The sequence below is a fragment of the Okeania sp. SIO2C9 genome (assembly GCF_010672455.1).
Taxonomy (GTDB): domain Bacteria; phylum Cyanobacteriota; class Cyanobacteriia; order Cyanobacteriales; family Microcoleaceae; genus Okeania.
Window position 1 is genome coordinate 100,537 of record NZ_JAAHGO010000023.1, and the last position, 18,371, is coordinate 118,907.

Consider the following 18,371-nt stretch of genomic DNA (forward strand, 5'->3'; position numbering starts at 1 on the left):
ACTGTTAAACTTAAACTGTAGAAAATAGTTGTCAAACGTAGAAAAGTATTGTAATATTAAACAGTTAATAGAAAACGTAAATTTAGGCAATGAATGATTTCGAGCATTATAGTAATCACGGGCTCCGGGCCACTTTATTTGAATAGACAGACCCATGAAAGTTGTTGACAGACATATAATTAGACGAACACATAACTTTTGGCAGGTGTGTGATGAGTTAGCTTTTAAGTCAAAAAACTTATATAACTTAGCTAACTATCACTGTCGTCAGCATTTTTTCTGTACTGGTAAAAGTCTCTCACTAACTAAACTGTACCACGCCACTAAAGATAGCGATGCTTACAGAGCATTACCAACTAAAGTATCAAAACAAATAATAAAATGCTTGGTGGCAAGTTGGCGTGGCTATTTTCAAGCTATAAAAGAATGGTCAAAATATCCTGGGAAGTTTTTAGGTAAACCCAAAATACCAAAGTATAAGAATAAAACTCAAGGTAGGAATGTAGTTATATATTCCAAAGAATCAGTCTATAAAGCACCTCTCAAAGACGGTATTTGTCACTTATCAATGAGTGAAATCAAAATACCTGTAATTGTAGAAACTGTAATCGAAGTCAGGATAGTACCTGCTACTAGCTGCTATATAATTGAAGTAGTGTATGAAAAAGCAAATCAGCCACAAATACACTCAACATATGTAGCCGGCATAGACTTAGGGATTGACCGATTAGTTGCTCTATCTACAAACAAGCCTGGTGTTAAGCCTATGCTTGTTAACGGGAAGCCACTAAAAAGTGTTAATCAGCTTTACAACAAGCGAAAAGCCAAGTATCAAAGTCATCTCAAAGGCAACAGAAAAAGCAGTCGTAAGATTGAGGCGTTAACCTATCACCGAAATCGTTTTGTAGAGAATTATCTGCATAACACCAGTAAATTAGTTGTCAATTATTTAGTGACTAATAATATTGGTACTGTAGTCATAGGCAAAAATGATAACTGGAAACAAGGTGCAAATATCGGCAAAAAAAACAACCAAAATTTTACCCAAATACCACATGATAAGCTACTCAAGCAAATTACTTATAAATGTCAGCTAGCAGGAATCAAGGTGATTGAAACAGAGGAAAGCTATACAAGCAAAACATCTGCTCTTGACCTAGAGCAACCAATAAAACATGAAACTTATAGGGGTAAACGAGTCAAACGTGGTTTATTCAGGAGTGGAACTGGTATAGTGATTAATGCCGATGTTAATGGCAGTCTTCAAATAATTAGAAAGAAATTCCCAGAGGCATTTAGTGCCGAGGGAATAGTGAGCTGTGCCGTACAGCCAGTATTGGTTAATCCAATATCAAGATAAAAGCTGTTACGATTTTCTACAGTTTTTTTCGTACGGTGAATAGGCAAAAAAGCCTAAAGTATTCAACTGGACATGATATAATTAGACAGTTCCCGCAGCTACTACATTTGCTTCTCGTCCTAAATATTCTCGATGTTGGGGATGTATAAAACCCAAACTAATTTTATCTTCAGAAATACCCATTTCTATTAGCTTGGTAACGATGGGTTCTTCCGTATCGTTACACTGAATCAAAATACAATGGCTTTCGCCCATGTCTAATATCATGTCCGGTTGAATAGTTATAATTAAAGCTTGTAGTAGGGCTTCAGCCCGAAATATAGATAGATAGGGCTAAAGCCCTACTACAAACAAAAACTTTTTTATCACTGATTATCCGGACATGATATAAATTACTATCAATAATATCAATATGCAAAACACATTGATGAATGGGTTTGTCATCAATAAGCGTGTTTTCTGGGTTAGGAAGTTTCATAACTTTTCTCAAACATTCTTTTCTGGTTTATTTAACTTTAAGTTTGACCATACATTAATTTAACAGTGGCGATCGCTTATCGGCTAAATAAACTAGAATCTACTTTAAAAAAATCCCCTAATATTTTAGCTTGTTCAGTATTAATCTCACCTCTACCATTAATCAACTCAATTACTATACCCTCCGAGCCAATAATTTCGACTAAATTTTCAAGTTTTACTCCCTGTTGTTCCATCAAAAATCGTAACATTGAATCAGGAGTTGATGCGGAACCTGGATGATAAAAATCTTGCTCAAACTTTTCAATTAAAACAATTAATAATTCATACAAAGTTTCTTGCTCTGGAGTAAGATTTTGAACGTGCATTAGTTCCTCTACAACTGCCAGTGCTTTTTCATTTTCTTCCTCTGTTTTTATTAGTTTCGGCTGATATTTAACTAACAACTCACTATATTTTTTTGAACTAAAAGTAAGGGTCATTTTTCCAATACTCCTTATCGTATTCTGCATGGGTAAGAATGTATTTAATATAAATCAATTTTCTTTGATAATCAATGCTAACAATTAAACGATATTTATTGCCCTTAATATTAAATACTGTAAAATTACCAACTGCCTCTGCTGAAGGAAAAACGGATTGTACCTCAATCAAATTTGACCAATTAGCCTTGCTGGCAACTTTATACCAATTATCTAAAGTATCACTCGAATCGCTATGGTTAAGTGCATATTCTCTTAAACGTCTATAGCTAATAACGTGCATTTGAAAACAATTTATTAGTAAGTGTAGGTTGGGTTGACGAAAGGAAACCCAACATATATGCGCTAGGGATTAGAGTAGCCATCTTAATTAAAGCATTTAGCGTGTATCTGATATTGCTGCGAAGGCAATAATTTGCTAAAATAATAGTCACTTCAAAACCATCCCTCCTCGCAATGACAATCAAAAATCATCAACTCTCACCTTCAATATACCTCTGCCACATTCCTTCGTAAGCTTTCTCCATCTCACGGGTAAACTGTTTGGCATTCCACAACGGAGCAGTTTGCCTGGACTTTCTCAATTTCCAGGATATCTCCTGACGTAACTTTTCATCTTTCCCTAATCTAATTCCCCACTCCACATATTCTTCATCACTCCAAGCAATACCTTCGCTGATGCCAGCATTCATCATCATTGTGTAGCTGTTACGTGCTGCAAATTGTTGGCCAACTCGCGTTACCATTGGAATGCACATCCAGAGAGTTTCTAATGTTGTTGTTGCACCGTTGTAGGGATAAGTATCTAAAACAATATCAGCAATACCTAAGTTAGCTCTGTGAATTTCCTCTAGAGCAACTTCTTCTATAGGAATTAAGCGATCGCTACTAACCCCCTCTGATTCGGCAATGTCAATTAATAATTCCGATAAAACGTCTGACTCACCAAATTTTTTAAATAAAAAGTAACTATTAGGAACTTCTTTGAGGATTTTCATTTGCAGTCGAGCAGTATCGGGATTACACTTAAAACCTCTCTGAGCAGTAAAATAAACCACTGCATCATTGGGAATTCCTAAATCTTGTCGTTTCAGACTGGGTATGTTTACTTCAAAACCATCTACAGCAACATAAGTTTGAGGTAGTCGCCAAATTTTATGTGGGTAATAATCTTGAGCATTTTCTGGCAGCACATAAGGATCGGCAATATAGTAGTCAATGGTTGGTATTCCTGAAGCATCCCACCCTAACCATGTTGCTTGAATAGGTGCTGCTCTCATTGCCATAATCGAACAACTATTAGTTAATGTTGTACTATCTAAATCAATTAAAATATCTATTTCATCTTCATAAATATCTTCTGCTACTTCTGTACTGACAATACCGTAAACATGAGCTTTTGTAGCTTGATTAATATACCACTGTTGCATAGTATCGTTACGGTTTTCTGCTGCTAGTAGATACAAATAAATTTCATATTTATCTTGATTATGATATCTAAATAACCACCGGGCAATCCATCCTACAGAATGTCTTCTCAAGCAGTGGGATAAATACCCTATCCTCAGAGGTTTTGTCTTTGAACTTATATTCTTTCTTTTTTCTAACTTTTTATGGTATTTGCTAACTTCTTCCTGACAAGCTTTTTCTAAATTTACTTGACAAAGTTGTGCTACCTGACTACGAATTTTGATATTTCTTTCTGGGCAATCTCTAGCATAGGGGAAGAAAAAACCCATATTATACAAACGCATAACAGCTCCACCCAGTTTTTCGGAAGCTTTTGCTACTAGTGATTGAATTAAAGACTCTTGCTTCTCTAATGTTTCTTTAACTTTTTGATCGCATCCTCTGAATGCTATCAGCGCTCGACAAATTTGGAGATGAGCGATCGTCTTTTCAAATAAATCTGTAGATAAGGAATAAGATTTTTCTGCATATTCTAATCCCAAAGCATAGTCGGTTAATTCTACACTAAACTGTGCCATGGTTCTTAATAATTCTCGATTATCTGGGGCAACATTTAATAATAATTCTGCATATTTCCTGGCAACTCCTACTGCTGCAAAAGAATATGCTATTTGATATATAACTGGAATTAGAGAGTTGACAAGAGTATTTCGAGCTTCTATTCGAGGAATGGCAACTGAGGCAAATTCTATTGATGATGAACTGGTCGGGTCATAAACCAATAGTTCGATCAAGATATGTAGCAATAAATTTTGCTCAATTTCTATAACTGTTTTATTTTCTAATAGCTCAATAACTCCATACTCACTTAGTTGTTCTCTTGTATAGTTTTTGAGAGCGATGGATAAATCAATCAACTGTAATAAATTATTAATATCAGTAGGGTCAATTTCCCTAATGTGTTGTCTGATGACCCAAGCGACAGAGAAATTTTCTGTTGCTACTCTTCTATTTGCTTCTGTTGTCAATACCTCTACTAATTCTTCTGTCCATAGCTCAACCTCTTCTGCTTCTCCATCTGCCATACCCAGCAGCCAAGTTGTCTGTGCTTCCTCTTCTTGCCCTTCCAACAGTAACATTAGCCCCAATTGCCAATAGTATGACTTATTTTGCGGTTCTGTAATTATCGCTTTTTCATATAGGTTAATAGCTTTGGCATAATTACTATTAACCAAACATTGATTTACCTGTTGTTGCCAATCAGTAGGTAATTTATCAGCAATCATAAAAATCTATAAGTTAATCAATCTAGCTAAAATTTAAAGGTAGCGCAGATAACGCTACCTTTGAGTTTTTGGGGTTAAAGGCTAGAGCTATAGAGATATTGTAAAACCACCAGTATCTTTACATTCAGCAGCATCTGTAGGTTTAGCAATATCAGCTGTTTCATCTGTTGATGCAGTCTCACTTTCACAAAGAGTTGTTTGGGAAGTCAGAGCACCATCAGCATCTGTTAAATATACTAAACCAGCATAAGGTCTCAAACCTTTGGCAGCTTTTGCTGTCCAAGCATTTGCTCCTGCTTGACCTTCAACAGTGCTTTCTACGATGTCATAGGTATAGTTGCCTGTAGCCGTTTTGATGCCTAGACCTAATTTTCCGATGTCATCTATTTGTGTGACAAAATTGCCTGTCTCTGCATAAGAAGCTTGCTGGCCCTTACTAATAGAAGCCAAATACTGCTTTGCTTCAGACTGCTTTGCCTTGTTAGCTTGGTTCAAGAATGAAGGCAAGGCAATAGCAGACAAAATCCCGATAATAATGATAACCACCAACAATTCAATCAGGGTGAAACCCTCTTCTTTTCTCTTCTTAGCAACGTGCTGTAGGAACTTGGCCTTAAATTCAGTCTTCATGTTTTCTCCTATAAAAATTGGACAAATAAAATTTATCTCCTGAATCTAACTTACCCAGTTTTGGATACCTTCATATCATCCTGACTGAAATTTTTTCAGAGATATCTAAATAACGTGTCACAGAAGCAAAATTAAAAATTAAAAATTATTAAATTTAACTATGTCATTGCGACTGGAACGGAGTGGAGGGAAGCAATCTTGAGAGTATCTAATAACTCCTTTGGGATTGCTTCGTTCCTCGCAATGACAAGCCAAAAGTAGGTTGGGTCGAGGGACGAAACCCAACACCATTAATCCAAAACCAATAAAGATTTGTTGGGTTTCACTATTGTTCTACCCAACCTACTAACGTTCCAAAAGCACATACAAAAAAGGGTCTAGGGTATCCAACAATTCCCTAACTTCTTCCCAACCCCTCTCCTGACTCACAGTTTCCAGAGTAATAGGGTCTAATGGCCGAATCTTCATCCACCGTTCCACCAAAGACTCAAAAGTACAAACACCATCCCACAATGGCAGTAGACAAACAGCAATACTACTATCTATATGGATAGGTTTTAAGGTGGGCAACTTCACATAACTGCTAATCTCGAAAGGTTTATGGTTATTGATACAGTTAATTAAATCCTCCCTAGCTTGAGAATTTTGCAACTGAGGATGGAGTTGTACTTTGGCCTTTTGCCAGTCAGAGTCAGTCCATTCTGAAACAGGGAGAAAAGACTGACTTTGTTGGGGATGACCACACCAAAAGTCCAACAGACGGTGCATGGGTTGTAACAGTTCAAATAAATGGAGTCGCTCCTCCACAGATATTTCTGGCAAACTCATTCCTAAAAAAGCTGGCAAATCATCCTCATTTTTAAACAAATCCATTATTTCCCACTGTCGCCACTTAACCATATTGATAAATTCCAGCTCGGCACTTTTCAAAGCAGCAAAAACTTCTGGGATGGTATAACCTTGATCCCCTAGAAATAAATAATTCATCTGTATCCATTCTTCCTCTTTTGCCTTTTCAGGATTCCAAACTTGCTTTTTAAGCATGATTGAATCTTTCAAAGCTGCGAGAGTTTCTCGCGCAATTTCCATCTCCATTTCTCCAGGATTTTCATTCATTAATCCCATCATTTTGAAAACTTCTTGCACCTTAAAATAGTTATGACGTTGAAGGGAACTATGGAGATTTGTTCTAATAATTCCATCAGGTTTTAAAACAGATTTCATTGCCTGTAAACCTACAACTATATCTGGCAATAAATAAAGCACTTCATCACAATTAATATAGTCAAATTCTAAACATAAACTAGACAATTCTTCTATGGGCAATACATGAAACTCTGCATTATCAAAACCATGATATTGCAGGCGCTGACGAGCTAATTCTACAGATTTTTCTGAAATATCAATACCAACTATTTTCGCTCCTGGATTTGCTTCTGCTAATACTAATGCTTTATAACCACTGCCACATCCTGCATCTAAAATTATTTTGCCTTCAGTTTCTATTACTTTTTGATTACTCAGATAATATGGTGTGACTAGATTATGAATAAAAAGTAATTCATAGTCATCTTTGGGAGATTCTTCTACAGGTATTCTTGGATAAGTTACTACATCAAATTGTTGACGAATTTTTGCTTGTAGTTCTGATTCTTGATAGTTCATAATTGTTTGATTGGTAGTGCTGAGTTATAAATATACCTATTCTGTATAATTAGGGTTTGCGTATGGAAAGTCTTTTTGCTGAGGTAGGAGACAGGAGACAGGAGACAGGAGACAGGAGAAAAGGGTCGGGAGCGAGGAGGTAGGAGCAAGAATTGTCAGAATGATTTTTCTGCCCAACTATGCGCCTAAAATACTAGCTTTTTGAGCGTTTTCAACTGAAACAGGGACACTTTTTTCGAGCATAAAAATGCTCAAACCTTTATATATCAATACTTTTATAATTAATCAGCAAGCCCTAATTATCAATCTTCTTAAATTTTGATTAATATAAACGTTTATCGTAACATCGTAATATGAATAATCAAATAACTTTCATTCTCAAAGTCCTAATTCTCTCTGCTGGACTGTCTTTGCTAATTAAATATTGTGGCCCCTATCTTTACATTTCCTCCACAGCAACCAACGCCATTATTGCCGTACTCACGCCTCCAATAGTTGTAGGGATATTATTGGGGTTGCGACTTTTGGAGCAAGTTGAGAATGTAGAGTGATATAGAATCCGGATAATTACTATAGCTAAGTCATTGCGACTGAAACGGAGTGGAAGGAAGCAATCTCAGGGGTTGTGCGAGATTGCTTCCTATCGTCGCAATGACGACTGTTCAACCGGATTTTATATGAGCGATCGCTCCAATCAAAACATTAAATATATTCTCAATTCAAGTTCAAATAATCACTATTTCTTCAAGATTAACTAACCAAGTATATCCAAGATAAATAAGCTTTTACAGTGTTAAATAAACGACGATCAGCAGTGTAAAAATCTGCCGATAATTATTCTGCAAGAGCAAGATAATGAGCATCATAAGCTGCTGAGAGGGTTAAATTTTGAGCTAGATTTAAAGCACGTCGATGCAAACTAGCATTACCGTGAAGGATAATTTCTAAACTCAAAATATATTCCAAAGCTTCTGTTGCTTCTTCTGAAGTCAATAAACCAGAAATAACGTAGCGATGAAAAGCATTAGTTACCTCGTAATAAAAGAAAGTAGGAGTAATTTTAGAATAGCCTTGCAATTCCCACTGAGTCCATAGATTACTAAAACGAGGTACTTCAGTACCAATAGTTGCTAACCTAATAATAAAACTTGATCTATGCAAATTATTTTTTTTTCATTCATTCTCTCCTTCCGGAAAGCAAACTTTCATTAATTTTTCTGTGCGTTCTTCTCTCATTTTGAGAATCAATTCTTCAGGAGTTATTTATAATACTTTTTTACCTCGACGCTTTTGTATTTTATCTCCTAGTTCTTGGAGTTTTTGCAACGTGTTTTGCTTTTGATATTTATGTTGAAGTTAAGTCTCTAATAAAGTTCTTTCTTCTTCTGGAAGAGAACGAATAACTTGAGCTAAAGTTTGTACTAATTCAAAATTCATAATCAAGATAGATATAATTTATGGATTTTTAACATGGTATAGCGGTACGCATTAAAGCGTTTGAAATTTCTAGAAGCTGTTTGCAGAGAATTCCGTAAAGAAAAACCTCTTGTAATAAACTTTTGCTTCTTGCCTGCTGTGTAGTAATATACTTTCTGAATATTAAGGATTGACAATAATTATTTCTATAATAGCATTAATAACTATAGTTTAATATCTAAGTTTTAGAAAAGCAAGAAAATTTGATGACCAGATTCCCTTATGACCAATTTGCTAAACAATTTTTAGAAGAATTACTATCAACTATTGGGGAAGTAAAAGCACCTCGTGAAGTTAGAGGAGAAGCTAGGCAAATCGATGTTTGGTTTTCACCTCAACCACAACTTCAAGGAAACCTAGAAATATTAGGATTATTAGGCCGTTTTGCCACAAAAAGTGCTTTATTTGAACCTTATCGAAATCCTGTCACCTCTGATGAAATTTGTAGTTGTTTGCTGAAATTACTAGAGGTGAGGGGAGAATTTCAAAGAGAAGCGAAGCGTAATAATAATCGTATTTATGAAGATGATTATCCGAAATTATGGATACTTACTCCTACTGCTTCTCAATCTATATTAAATGGATTTGGTGCTAATTTAGATGAAAAAAACTGGCTGAGAGGAATTTATTTTTTACCGGAATATTTACGCACGGCAATAGTAGTAATTCATCAGTTACCACGAGTTCCAGAAACAATGTGGCTGAGAATATTAGGTAGGGGAAAAGTACAGTCTCAAGCTATTGATGAGTTAGAAGCATTACCCAAGGATAATCCTCAGCGTGAAAATGCTTTATTGTTATTATCAGACTTGCTGAGTAATATAGAAGTAAATCCAGATATAGATTCAGAAGATAGGGAGTTAATTATGAGATTATCACCACTTTTTTCCCAACGTTTAGAAGAAGCTACTCAGTCGGGAATACAACAAGGTATACAGCAAGGAGTACAGCAACGAGATAGAGAAGTGATAGAAAATTTACTTGTGTTTCGTTTTGGGCAATTAGATAGCGAACTAGAGGTAATTATTCAGCGGTTACAATCTCTATCTCTACCAGAATTAATACCTTTACTATTACAATTGTCCCGTGATGAACTATTAGCTAGATTTGGAGGAGAAAATTGATTAAATTATCGATAAATTTTTCCCCATAACTTTCGCGTAGAGGCACTAGCTAATCCGACCATCTACTTGGATCTATTTATGGGTAAAATATAGACTAATACCATTTTTCTGTAACAATGCCCTTAATAATTCTTACCAAAACCTGAATTTTACTAATAGCTGTTATCTTTATATTAAGGGTAACTTCATGGATAAATGGTATAAAAAATGGGAAATTTTTGAATTATAAACACAGCTAATCCGTTAGCAAATACGGTTCATATTTAGGCAAAAATTCATTCAAACAACAATGTAAATATGGGTTTTTGCCACCATATATTTACCCAAAAATTTCTTAATTGAACTATATTGATCTATAAGCGATCGCCCCTCATTTCTTTTTTTTTTACTAAGTTAATAAATCATCTAAAATTTCCCAATTTATAATCAATTATCCTAAGGTTTATAAATTTTATAGAGACAATTTTTGTATCTGATTTAAAATTATTTCAGGAATTTATCCAAAACGCTTCCCCATTAGACGCAATATCCATTTAATTCTTCTTTAAAGCAAAGTCTGTCTTAGGGCTGATGAATCTCATCATAAATAATAAATATAGTATTGATATTTTAATTTGAGGTAAGCATTTCCTGCGGAATGCTTACAATTTGAGTAAAGTATTGCCTTAAATCAAGGTGTAAATTGTAATTAAATATTACACAAATTCAAGATAGAATACATTAACCTATATATTTAAAATCCATACTTTAATTATAATTACTGTGAATCTAGGTAATTGGATTGGGCTATTCGCCATCCTCGCTGCCATATATATATTGTGGCAAATCCGTCAATTATTACTGCTAGTATTTACCGCGGTGGTAATTGCTACTACTCTCAATAAACTAGCTAGATGGCTACAACGTTTCAGAATAAATAGACCCCTAGCTGTATTAATCTCGGTCAGCCTATTTATACTCATAATTGTGACTTTTTTATGGGTAATTGTTCCACCTTTAACAGAGCAGTTTCAACAGTTAATAACTATTGTTCCTTTGGGTATTAATAAATTAAATGATTGGTTGAATATACTCAAAGAACAATTACCTATTCAACTTAGAGAACAATTACCAAATATTGATATTAATGAAGTTATTACTCAACTACAACCTATATTTAATCAACTAATAAATAACGCTGGAGAGTTTGTTGGTAATACTTTCGGAATATTTCTAAGCTTACTACTAATTCTGGTTTTAACCATAATGATGTTGGTAAATCCTAGTGCCTACCGCCAAGGGTTTATACAATTATTTCCCAATTTTTATCGACAACGAGTAAACCTAATTTTAAACCATTGTGAAATAGTATTAGGAGGGTGGGTAATTGGCACTTTAATTAATATGAGTGTAATTGCTTTACTCAGTTTTATTGGTCTATCTATATTGCAGCTTCCTCTAGCTTCAGCTCAAGCTGTTTTGGCAGGGTTACTAACTTTAATGCCAAATATTGGGCCGACTCTTAGTGTAATTCCGCCGATGGCGATCGCTTTGATAGATTCTCCTTTAAAATCTGGTTTAGTTTTGTTTATTTACATTCTGATTCAACAAATTGGGGGTAATATTTTGACTCCTTATGTGATGGCGAAACAAGTGTCTTTGTTGCCTGCTATTACATTAATTTTCCAAGTGTTTTTTGCTAGCTTTTTTGGATTTTCAGGACTTTTACTTGCTTTACCTTTAACAATTATTGCTCAAGTCTGGATTAAAGAATTATTAATTAAAGATATTCTCGATAACTGGCAAGTTAAAAATTTTTCATATGAAAGAAATACTGTAAATACTATCTCTAAATTTGCTGAAATTAATCATAACCAGGTAGAAGATCAAATTGATTCTGAAGTAGAGGAAGTAGAAGATAAAACTACAGAAGATTTACCTAAATCTAGTTCACAAGAAGAAAATTAATGCCATATTGCTATAGAAGTATCAGTAAATAGATAATAGGAAATAATCACCTTATTTTGACTCTCTTAATTACTGAATAATTAAGGCTTCAAGCCTCATTTTTGAAGAATAAATAAAGACTAAATCCTATTCGCTAATCCTATGGATTTTCAGGACTAGATAAAACTAAACTTTCTGGAGTTAGCTTTTTCCTTCTTCCCTCGAACAAAGCAAGTGAAATTTTAAACCACATTAAGTGTCACAATTAAGTATCGCAAAAAATATTATTTCCTGATGAGAACAATTGCTGAAATTAACGACAAAATTATCAACAAACAAGCCGTTGTATCCACAGTAACAGAAGTAAAAACTAGAGTTGCTGAAACCAGTGTTACCCAAGTAGCAAAAGAAGTTGATGTAATTACCACCGGGACTTTTGAGCCAATGGAGTCCTCTGGAGCTATCATTAACCTAGGACATACTGACCCACCAATTAAAATTCGCTCCTGCTGGTTAGATGGTATTTCTGCTTATTCGGGCTTTGGGGCTGTAGATTTATATATTGGCGCTACTCAAATACCTGAAGATGGTGAAGAATCAAAAGAAAGAGGTGGTGGTCATGTAATTGAAGACCTAGTTGCAGGTAGACCTGTCCATCTTAGAGCAATTGGCCAAGTAACAGATTGTTATCCCAGGGCTACCTTTGAGACTACAATTACCCGTGAAACAATTAACCAGTTTTACTTATTCAATCCACGAAATTTATATCAAAATTTTATAGTTGGTGTGAACGGTGGCGATCGCCCTCTGTTTACCTATCTTGGGCCTCTGATGCCAAATTTAGGTAATGCAGTTTATTCTAATACTGGTGCTATTTCTCCACTATTCAACGATCCAGACTTACAAGTAATTGGTATTGGTACTCGTATATTTTTGGGCGGTGGTATTGGATACATCACTTGGGAAGGTACCCAACACTTTCCTTTACAAAAACGTTTACCTAATCGTACTCCCATTGGACCTGCTGCGACTTTGGCCTTGATTGGAGATGGGAAACAAATGCAATCTAAATGGGTGCGTGGTTGTTATTTCAAAAACCATGGTCCCTCAATTATGTTAGGTGTGGGCATTCCTCTGCCTGTTTTGAATGAGAAAGTAGTGGCTAACTGTACTATTCAAGACCAAGATATTGTTGCACCAGTAGTAGATTTTTCTATTCCCCGGAGGGTACGTCCAACTTTTGGTTTAGTTAGCTATGCTCAACTCAAGTCTGGTCGTATAAAAATAGAGGGCAAACTTGTCAGAAGTGCCCCTCTTGCCAGTATTTTCCTTTCTAATCAAATTGCTTTAGAGTTAAAACAGTGGATTGAAGCGGGAGAATTTACTCTAACTGAATCAGTTGCTCCAATTCCTATGGATAGAACTTTTTTACCATTTCTAGAAAGTTAATTTTGAATAAGATTTAGGGGAGCTGTTCGATTGGTGTGGTTTGACACTCCACGGGATAAATCCGCGTGGATTCTGACGGTTGTCAAAACAGGGGATAAATCCACCTGTTTTTACTTCTCATCAGTTGAGGAACTGTCATTGACCCCTACCTTTAAATCATCCATATCCTTCTTAATTACTGAGGTATATTTTCTGTTCCCTACTCCCTACTGCCTACGGACGTTGCAGGCAATGTCCCTACTTACAAATATTAAATTAATTTTGCATAGGTACATATTAAAGATATTGATATTTTATTAGATATAGCTGTCGAAGGAAAGTTCAATAATTAATAATTAACAATTAATCATTAATAATTACCTCTTCTTAAAAAGAAGAGGATTGATTAAAAAGGAAATTTTTTCTTTTTTCTCCTTTAAAGGAGAGGCTTTAAACCTTTATTTTTCGGTTAGGACAGTTCAAAAGTTTAAAACTCAGACAAAGTAAGACTTTTCCTTCTTTCTTCTTCCTTCTGCTATACTCCTTCCTTTCCTTTTTCCCAAGTATGCTAGTGATGATAAAATTCTTACAACTTTGTCGATCAAAACTCTAAACAAAACAAAAACAAATGATCCTACTCATCTAAATTTTTCTTTCTTTTAGTAGGTTTAGGAATAGGTTCTTTTCTAGTTGGAACTGAATTTGCCGAATTATAACTCTGGGAAGTAGGTCTGCGAGAATAATTACTTCTTCTATTATCATTAAATGTTTTCCTACCTTTAAATGAAGGCTTATGACGATTACTAACAAATAGACTACCTATATCATTAGCATATTGAATGACAAGAAATGTATCCTGCCTTTGAATATGTAAATCCCAGAAACGATTCAGTGGGCGATCGCCTAAATTCCCTTTGAGTTTCAGTTTAAAAAATCTGGGAGTCTCTTCATCTTTGCGAGGAGATTGTTTAACTCTAACTATTATATATTCTTCTTCTTGAGATTGATAAATTACTTCTCCTCGGATGGAAAAATAACCATCATTTAAACTCAATAAACTATCTGTTTGAGTTTCATCATCAGTAACAATAGTAGTTTGTTGAGAATTATCTATATCTTCTGATATTTGTGGTATTTCTTCACTTTGATTCTCCTCAGCAGTGGTAGAAATGGTCAAAGAAGAAGTAACATTATCTTTTGATTCAGTATTTTTGATTTTTCTGAGGGTTTCTGGTTCCCATACCCCCATAATTTGGATATGTAGGTCATCATTTTCTTGTCTAGTACGAGGATAAACAACCCACAGATGTTCTTCCTCTAGGTCTAAATGATTTTTTAATAGACTCATTACCCGACCTAACAATACAGCATCTATTTCTGAACCATCTGGAGTTTGTAAACTGCCCCGTGTAAATTGTTCTGTAGAAGGTTGATAACGACCTCGAACTAAACCTATAGCTCGATACTGTTTTGGTTCACTTGGGGGAGCAATTGGATGTTGTCGCACAATGGTATTATCTTGATTAGGAGTATCAATTTCATTTTGATCTAAATCTTTAGATTCCGAAGAATTTAATGGCTGATTATCTGTCACAGTTAAAGTATCAATATCTCTATCATTTTCTTTGGCCATCTCTTGGCCTGAAGATTTATTTGTTGATTTTACAAAGCCCTCATCAACTTGACCATGAATTGGTATAGAGAGGCTTTCCTTACCATCTGCTTTGTGAATAGCTGCCTCACTAGGGTGGGCCTGGTTAGGTGTTATAGAATTATTTGTGTTGTGAGAGTGATTAATAGAAGAATTCATAAAAAATTCCTAGGGGCGGAGATACATCCCTATTATGGGAATTGGGAATACAGAAAAATACTATATTAGAAATTTCAGTCTTAGGGCCTGTCAATAATTAGTTTAGACATCCAGATATCCAACGATAACATAGTTATTTTGGCCTCAGCTGTTGATGTCACTCAAGATTTATACCGGAATTGGACTAATTAACCTAGACTGGCACTGAGGCACTTTAACATAGACTATGGAAATTTTAGGTTTCTTTGAGCAATTGCTCAAGCCAGGCCTACAGGCATAATTGTTGATTTTAATCAGGTAGTCTTATAGACTTTTATTTCAGCCTACTTGAAAAAAATTAGTATCAGGTAGGATGATTAACCTTACTATTGTTATTAATCCAATGAGATTGTTGATTAATCCGTACATTTTCCACAATTATTTCATTCTCTTCGCTCGTTTGCGCAGCATACCGTAGGAAATGAAAAAAAAATTGGACACGTATATAATGAATTGTGGAAATATTTGACAGTTTGCTACAATAACAAAGGCAAGAACCAAGCTAACTTAATTTAATTCTCAGGCTTGAAATCCTATACAAAACTTTTAAGAGTAGGTTGCCTATAAAGGTGGTTAACAAATCCATTAACCTTAAAATACCCGAAAATAATAATGGAATAGAGTAGCAAAGTTTTCAAATTAATCAAAAGCTTTTTTATGGTGGAATTACCACCGATTTTAAGCCTGTGGAGAAGATTTAGGTGGCAACCTTCGGGTACTGCGCAGGAAGCTATTCTCCAAAGCTCAAACCGCAGTTTGGGTAAGTCTGAATAAGTTCAGTAGAACGGAATTTAATCTCATGGTAGATAAACGTCGTGGTTTTTTGATGGCGGTGGTGGTGTTGGTAATAATTGCTTTTTTAGGATTTTCTCTATCTCCTTTATTAGGGGGACTATTAGAGGCCAATCAAAATAATGGTCAATCCACTCCATCTTCAACTCAGACTCCTGTAGCAGATCAAGAAGCAGATTTGCTGGCACAAGCACGGGGTTATGAGTTAGTTTTACAAAGGGAACCAGATAATCAAACTGCACTACAAGGACTTTTACAAGTTAAGTTAGAGTTAATTCAATCAGGAAAGGGCAATATTGAGGAGGTTATACCTCCATTAGAAAAATTATCTGAATTAAATCCTGGTAATACAGATTATAATGTACTGCTAGCTCAAGCTAAAACATATACAGGTGATCGTGAAGGTGCTGCTCAAATCTATCGTTCCCTTCTGGCAGCTAAACCTGGAGATTTAAAGGCTTTGCAGGGTTTGGTTAATTTGCTTTTGCAACAAGAGCGCCCGGAAGCTGCTATTGGTTTATTGCAGGATACACTAAAAGCTGCCCCTGTTGCAAATCAAGTGGAAGCTGACAGTATTGATGTGGTTTCAGTGCAGTTAATTTTGGGACAGGTTTATGCAGAGCAGAAACGCTACGATGAGGCGATCGCTGTTTATGATGAAGCAATTAAGGGCAATGCTGAAGATTTTCGGCCTGTTTTAGCTAAGGCAATTATGCTCAGAGAGCAAGGTAATAATGAAGCTGCTCAAGAGCTTTTCGATCTGGCAATAGAACTAGCTCCTGCAGGATTTAAAGATCAAATTAAGCAGGAAGTTTCGGCTAATTCCGGTTCCGAACCACAAGCATCTCCAGAATCAAATGCTACTGAAACTCAGGTAGAAGAGTAGAAAATAATTAGATTAGCATTAGCTCCAAATTAGTTAAATTCAAACACTAAACAATTTTGGACTTAAAGATTTATTTAATCTATCTAAAATGGAGCGAGTGAGAACTCCCGGTATAATCTCCGATTTACCGAGAGATGAATCGCTACCAAAATAAAAACAGATACTGACCAAAACTAGCAAGAGTCTAACTTAACATCATCGTAAAATTTCGGTAAGTGGGAAACCACCGTCTTTTAAGCGGTGGATGGAAACGACTCGACGGATTTTAATCCGTAGTCAAAAAATGTGTTATAATTAACCTTAAAATTAAAAAGTAGCCTCAATGGTCTTTTGGCCGGAGAGAGTAGTGGCAATTGACACCGCCTAGTGGACTGCTGCTGTATACGTACTACGGTACGGTACTGGCAATGTGGTTGTTGCGAGCAATGTGAAAATCGAGGTTTTAACCAAATTTACAACTCCTCTGAAGAATCCACGCGGATTTATCCCGTGGAGTGTGAAACTCAGATAGAATTATGTTATAATAATGTAGATATCCTCACAATGAGGTGTCACTGCGGCCTTTGGAGATCGTAGAATAAATTGACGCTCGTTGGCGTACTGTCGGGGACTGTTTTCAACCTAGATAAGTGCCACTCAAGTAGTAAACCTGAATCGTGAGGTTTGGGTTTCTCCCGTTATAATCTTTGATTTAACGGCAGAGGATCTCAATGAACTCTGATAAATTATCAGGGTCTTTTTTTTGCAAGTAAATAGCTGATACTAATTAACCCTACTCCCAATAGTGTGCCTGGATCTATTAGTGGTTGAGAAGTTTCTTGATGAGGATTAAGACTATATTTCCAATTTCCTACCTTTGCCATCATCAAGTCTTTTTGACTGTAGGTGTAAAGAAACTTTAACTCCAAATTACTGTTTTGTAGTAGTGTAATTAGAAGTTTTGTAACTGCTATTGCTTCATTATTAGCTTTCGAGTTAATAACATCATCAATTATAGTAGTAGGCTCTATTTTAAGATCTTTTTTAGTTGCCTGAGCGGTTAAAAAAAATTCTGAGACATTATTAGCTGCCTGTGCTGAATTTATATCGATTGTGCTACAGCTAAGAATAGTACTAATAGTTATAGAGGCTATTTTTATAAAAGGGTTTCTCATCTCAGTATATTCCACAATACTTAATGAATATTTTTGTAGGATAGAGACCTGTTCTAATTAAACTTTTGTGAATTAATTAACTCACAAATTTTTTTGGAACAACTTAGAAGAACTTCTTGTCTCAACAGTATTATTACTGATGTACCACATTTATAGTATAAGCTTTGTATCAACCTAAGTACTGATAAAATAACGGATAAGTAATGATTTAGATCACTGACAAAATAACTTTTTTATAGGTGTTTATCCGTAATTGAGGATTTCATTTTTTTGCGCTCTCAGTAGATATACACAAGTGTAGAGTTTCGACTTAGTTAACAATTTGCGCAATTTATCGACATAATACGATAGTTCTCACAGGCAAGTAGTAACGAGGGTGAAATTTGTATCTTCTGCACTAATCCCTGCTATTCGCATTTCTGGCAG

15 protein-coding genes are annotated in these 18,371 nt (G+C 35.3%); 6 read left to right on the forward strand and 9 right to left on the reverse strand.

The window, feature by feature from the left end; all coding sequences use genetic code 11:
• Positions 1-154: 154 nt before the first annotated feature.
• Positions 155-1,360, forward strand: a complete 1,206-nt coding sequence (locus F6K23_RS19315) for an RNA-guided endonuclease TnpB family protein (protein WP_124145851.1) — start codon at positions 155-157, stop codon at positions 1,358-1,360.
• 81 nt (positions 1,361-1,441) lie between these two features.
• Here the strand turns inward: F6K23_RS19315 and F6K23_RS19320 are convergent, their stop codons facing one another.
• From F6K23_RS19320 to F6K23_RS19345, 6 genes are all read right to left on the reverse strand, one after another.
• Positions 1,442-1,615, reverse strand: a complete 174-nt coding sequence (locus F6K23_RS19320) for an element excision factor XisI family protein (protein ID WP_293158836.1) — start codon at positions 1,613-1,615, stop codon at positions 1,442-1,444.
• 299 nt (positions 1,616-1,914) lie between these two features.
• A complete protein-coding gene (locus F6K23_RS19325) occupies positions 1,915-2,319 on the reverse strand; it encodes a type II toxin-antitoxin system HigA family antitoxin (RefSeq protein ID WP_293158838.1) in 405 nt (134 codons plus the stop codon).
• Positions 2,303-2,602 carry a type II toxin-antitoxin system HigB family toxin gene (locus F6K23_RS19330; protein WP_293158840.1) on the reverse strand — a complete coding sequence of 100 codons (300 nt, stop codon included), beginning with the start codon at positions 2,600-2,602 and terminating at the stop codon, positions 2,303-2,305. The genes F6K23_RS19325 and F6K23_RS19330 overlap by 17 nt, the downstream gene beginning before the upstream one ends.
• 190 nt (positions 2,603-2,792) lie before the next feature.
• Entirely contained in the window at positions 2,793-5,015 is a 2,223-nt protein-coding gene (locus tag F6K23_RS19335; RefSeq protein ID WP_293158842.1) for an O-linked N-acetylglucosamine transferase, SPINDLY family protein, read from the reverse strand.
• Positions 5,016-5,102: 87 nt separating this feature from the next.
• The gene (locus F6K23_RS19340) at positions 5,103-5,645 is read right to left on the reverse strand and encodes a type IV pilin-like G/H family protein (protein ID WP_293158844.1); all 543 of its coding nucleotides are present in this window, start codon (positions 5,643-5,645) and stop codon (positions 5,103-5,105) included.
• A gap of 345 nt (positions 5,646-5,990) precedes the next feature.
• Positions 5,991-7,310, reverse strand: a complete 1,320-nt coding sequence (locus tag F6K23_RS19345; RefSeq protein WP_293158846.1) for a class I SAM-dependent methyltransferase — start codon at positions 7,308-7,310, stop codon at positions 5,991-5,993.
• Between the two features lie 353 nt (positions 7,311-7,663).
• On the opposite strand from F6K23_RS19345, the gene F6K23_RS19350 reads away from it, so the two are divergent.
• Positions 7,664-7,861 carry a hypothetical protein gene (locus tag F6K23_RS19350; protein ID WP_293158848.1) on the forward strand — a complete coding sequence of 66 codons (198 nt, stop codon included), beginning with the start codon at positions 7,664-7,666 and terminating at the stop codon, positions 7,859-7,861.
• A 283-nt stretch (positions 7,862-8,144) separates the two neighbouring features.
• Here F6K23_RS19350 and F6K23_RS19355 read toward each other — a convergent pair whose 3' ends face one another.
• Positions 8,145-8,471: a type II toxin-antitoxin system VapC family toxin gene (locus F6K23_RS19355; RefSeq protein ID WP_293158850.1), complete on the reverse strand. Its 327-nt coding sequence runs from the start codon at positions 8,469-8,471 to the stop codon at positions 8,145-8,147.
• 521 nt (positions 8,472-8,992) lie between these two features.
• Between F6K23_RS19355 and F6K23_RS19360 the strand changes: the two genes are divergently transcribed.
• From F6K23_RS19360 to F6K23_RS19370, 3 genes are all read left to right on the forward strand, one after another.
• Entirely contained in the window at positions 8,993-9,910 is a 918-nt protein-coding gene (locus F6K23_RS19360; RefSeq protein WP_293158852.1) for a hypothetical protein, read from the forward strand.
• A gap of 762 nt (positions 9,911-10,672) precedes the next feature.
• Positions 10,673-11,857: an AI-2E family transporter gene (locus F6K23_RS19365; RefSeq protein ID WP_293158854.1), complete on the forward strand. Its 1,185-nt coding sequence runs from the start codon at positions 10,673-10,675 to the stop codon at positions 11,855-11,857.
• Positions 11,858-12,130: 273 nt separating this feature from the next.
• Positions 12,131-13,285, forward strand: coding sequence for a homocysteine biosynthesis protein (locus tag F6K23_RS19370; RefSeq protein ID WP_124145857.1), 1,155 nt, complete (start codon positions 12,131-12,133; stop codon positions 13,283-13,285).
• Between the two features lie 613 nt (positions 13,286-13,898).
• Here the strand turns inward: F6K23_RS19370 and F6K23_RS19375 are convergent.
• Positions 13,899-15,074, reverse strand: a complete 1,176-nt coding sequence (locus F6K23_RS19375) for a hypothetical protein (RefSeq protein ID WP_293158857.1) — start codon at positions 15,072-15,074, stop codon at positions 13,899-13,901.
• An 838-nt stretch (positions 15,075-15,912) separates the two neighbouring features.
• On the opposite strand from F6K23_RS19375, the gene F6K23_RS19380 reads away from it, so the two are divergent.
• Positions 15,913-16,791, forward strand: a complete 879-nt coding sequence (locus F6K23_RS19380; RefSeq protein WP_293158859.1) for a tetratricopeptide repeat protein — start codon at positions 15,913-15,915, stop codon at positions 16,789-16,791.
• A gap of 728 nt (positions 16,792-17,519) precedes the next feature.
• On the opposite strand, the gene F6K23_RS19385 is transcribed toward F6K23_RS19380, so the two are convergent.
• Complete coding sequence (locus tag F6K23_RS19385) at positions 17,520-17,945, reverse strand: hypothetical protein (protein ID WP_293158861.1); 426 nt, start codon at positions 17,943-17,945, stop codon at positions 17,520-17,522.
• Between the last annotated feature and the right edge of the window lie 426 nt (positions 17,946-18,371).

Coding starts and splice junctions, on each gene's coding strand:
- F6K23_RS19315 (WP_124145851.1), top strand. CDS start 155: ATGAAAGTTGTTGACAGACATATAATTAGACGAACACATAACTTTTGG.
- F6K23_RS19370 (WP_124145857.1), top strand. CDS start 12,131: ATGAGAACAATTGCTGAAATTAACGACAAAATTATCAACAAACAAGCC.
- F6K23_RS19350 (WP_293158848.1), top strand. CDS start 7,664: ATGAATAATCAAATAACTTTCATTCTCAAAGTCCTAATTCTCTCTGCT.
- F6K23_RS19375 (WP_293158857.1), bottom strand. CDS start 15,074: ATGAATTCTTCTATTAATCACTCTCACAACACAAATAATTCTATAACA.
- F6K23_RS19320 (WP_293158836.1), bottom strand. CDS start 1,615: ATGGGCGAAAGCCATTGTATTTTGATTCAGTGTAACGATACGGAAGAA.
- F6K23_RS19325 (WP_293158838.1), bottom strand. CDS start 2,319: ATGACCCTTACTTTTAGTTCAAAAAAATATAGTGAGTTGTTAGTTAAA.
- F6K23_RS19345 (WP_293158846.1), bottom strand. CDS start 7,310: ATGAACTATCAAGAATCAGAACTACAAGCAAAAATTCGTCAACAATTT.
- F6K23_RS19380 (WP_293158859.1), top strand. CDS start 15,913: ATGGTAGATAAACGTCGTGGTTTTTTGATGGCGGTGGTGGTGTTGGTA.
- F6K23_RS19330 (WP_293158840.1), bottom strand. CDS start 2,602: ATGCACGTTATTAGCTATAGACGTTTAAGAGAATATGCACTTAACCAT.
- F6K23_RS19335 (WP_293158842.1), bottom strand. CDS start 5,015: ATGATTGCTGATAAATTACCTACTGATTGGCAACAACAGGTAAATCAA.
- F6K23_RS19360 (WP_293158852.1), top strand. CDS start 8,993: ATGACCAGATTCCCTTATGACCAATTTGCTAAACAATTTTTAGAAGAA.
- F6K23_RS19340 (WP_293158844.1), bottom strand. CDS start 5,645: ATGAAGACTGAATTTAAGGCCAAGTTCCTACAGCACGTTGCTAAGAAG.
- F6K23_RS19385 (WP_293158861.1), bottom strand. CDS start 17,945: ATGAGAAACCCTTTTATAAAAATAGCCTCTATAACTATTAGTACTATT.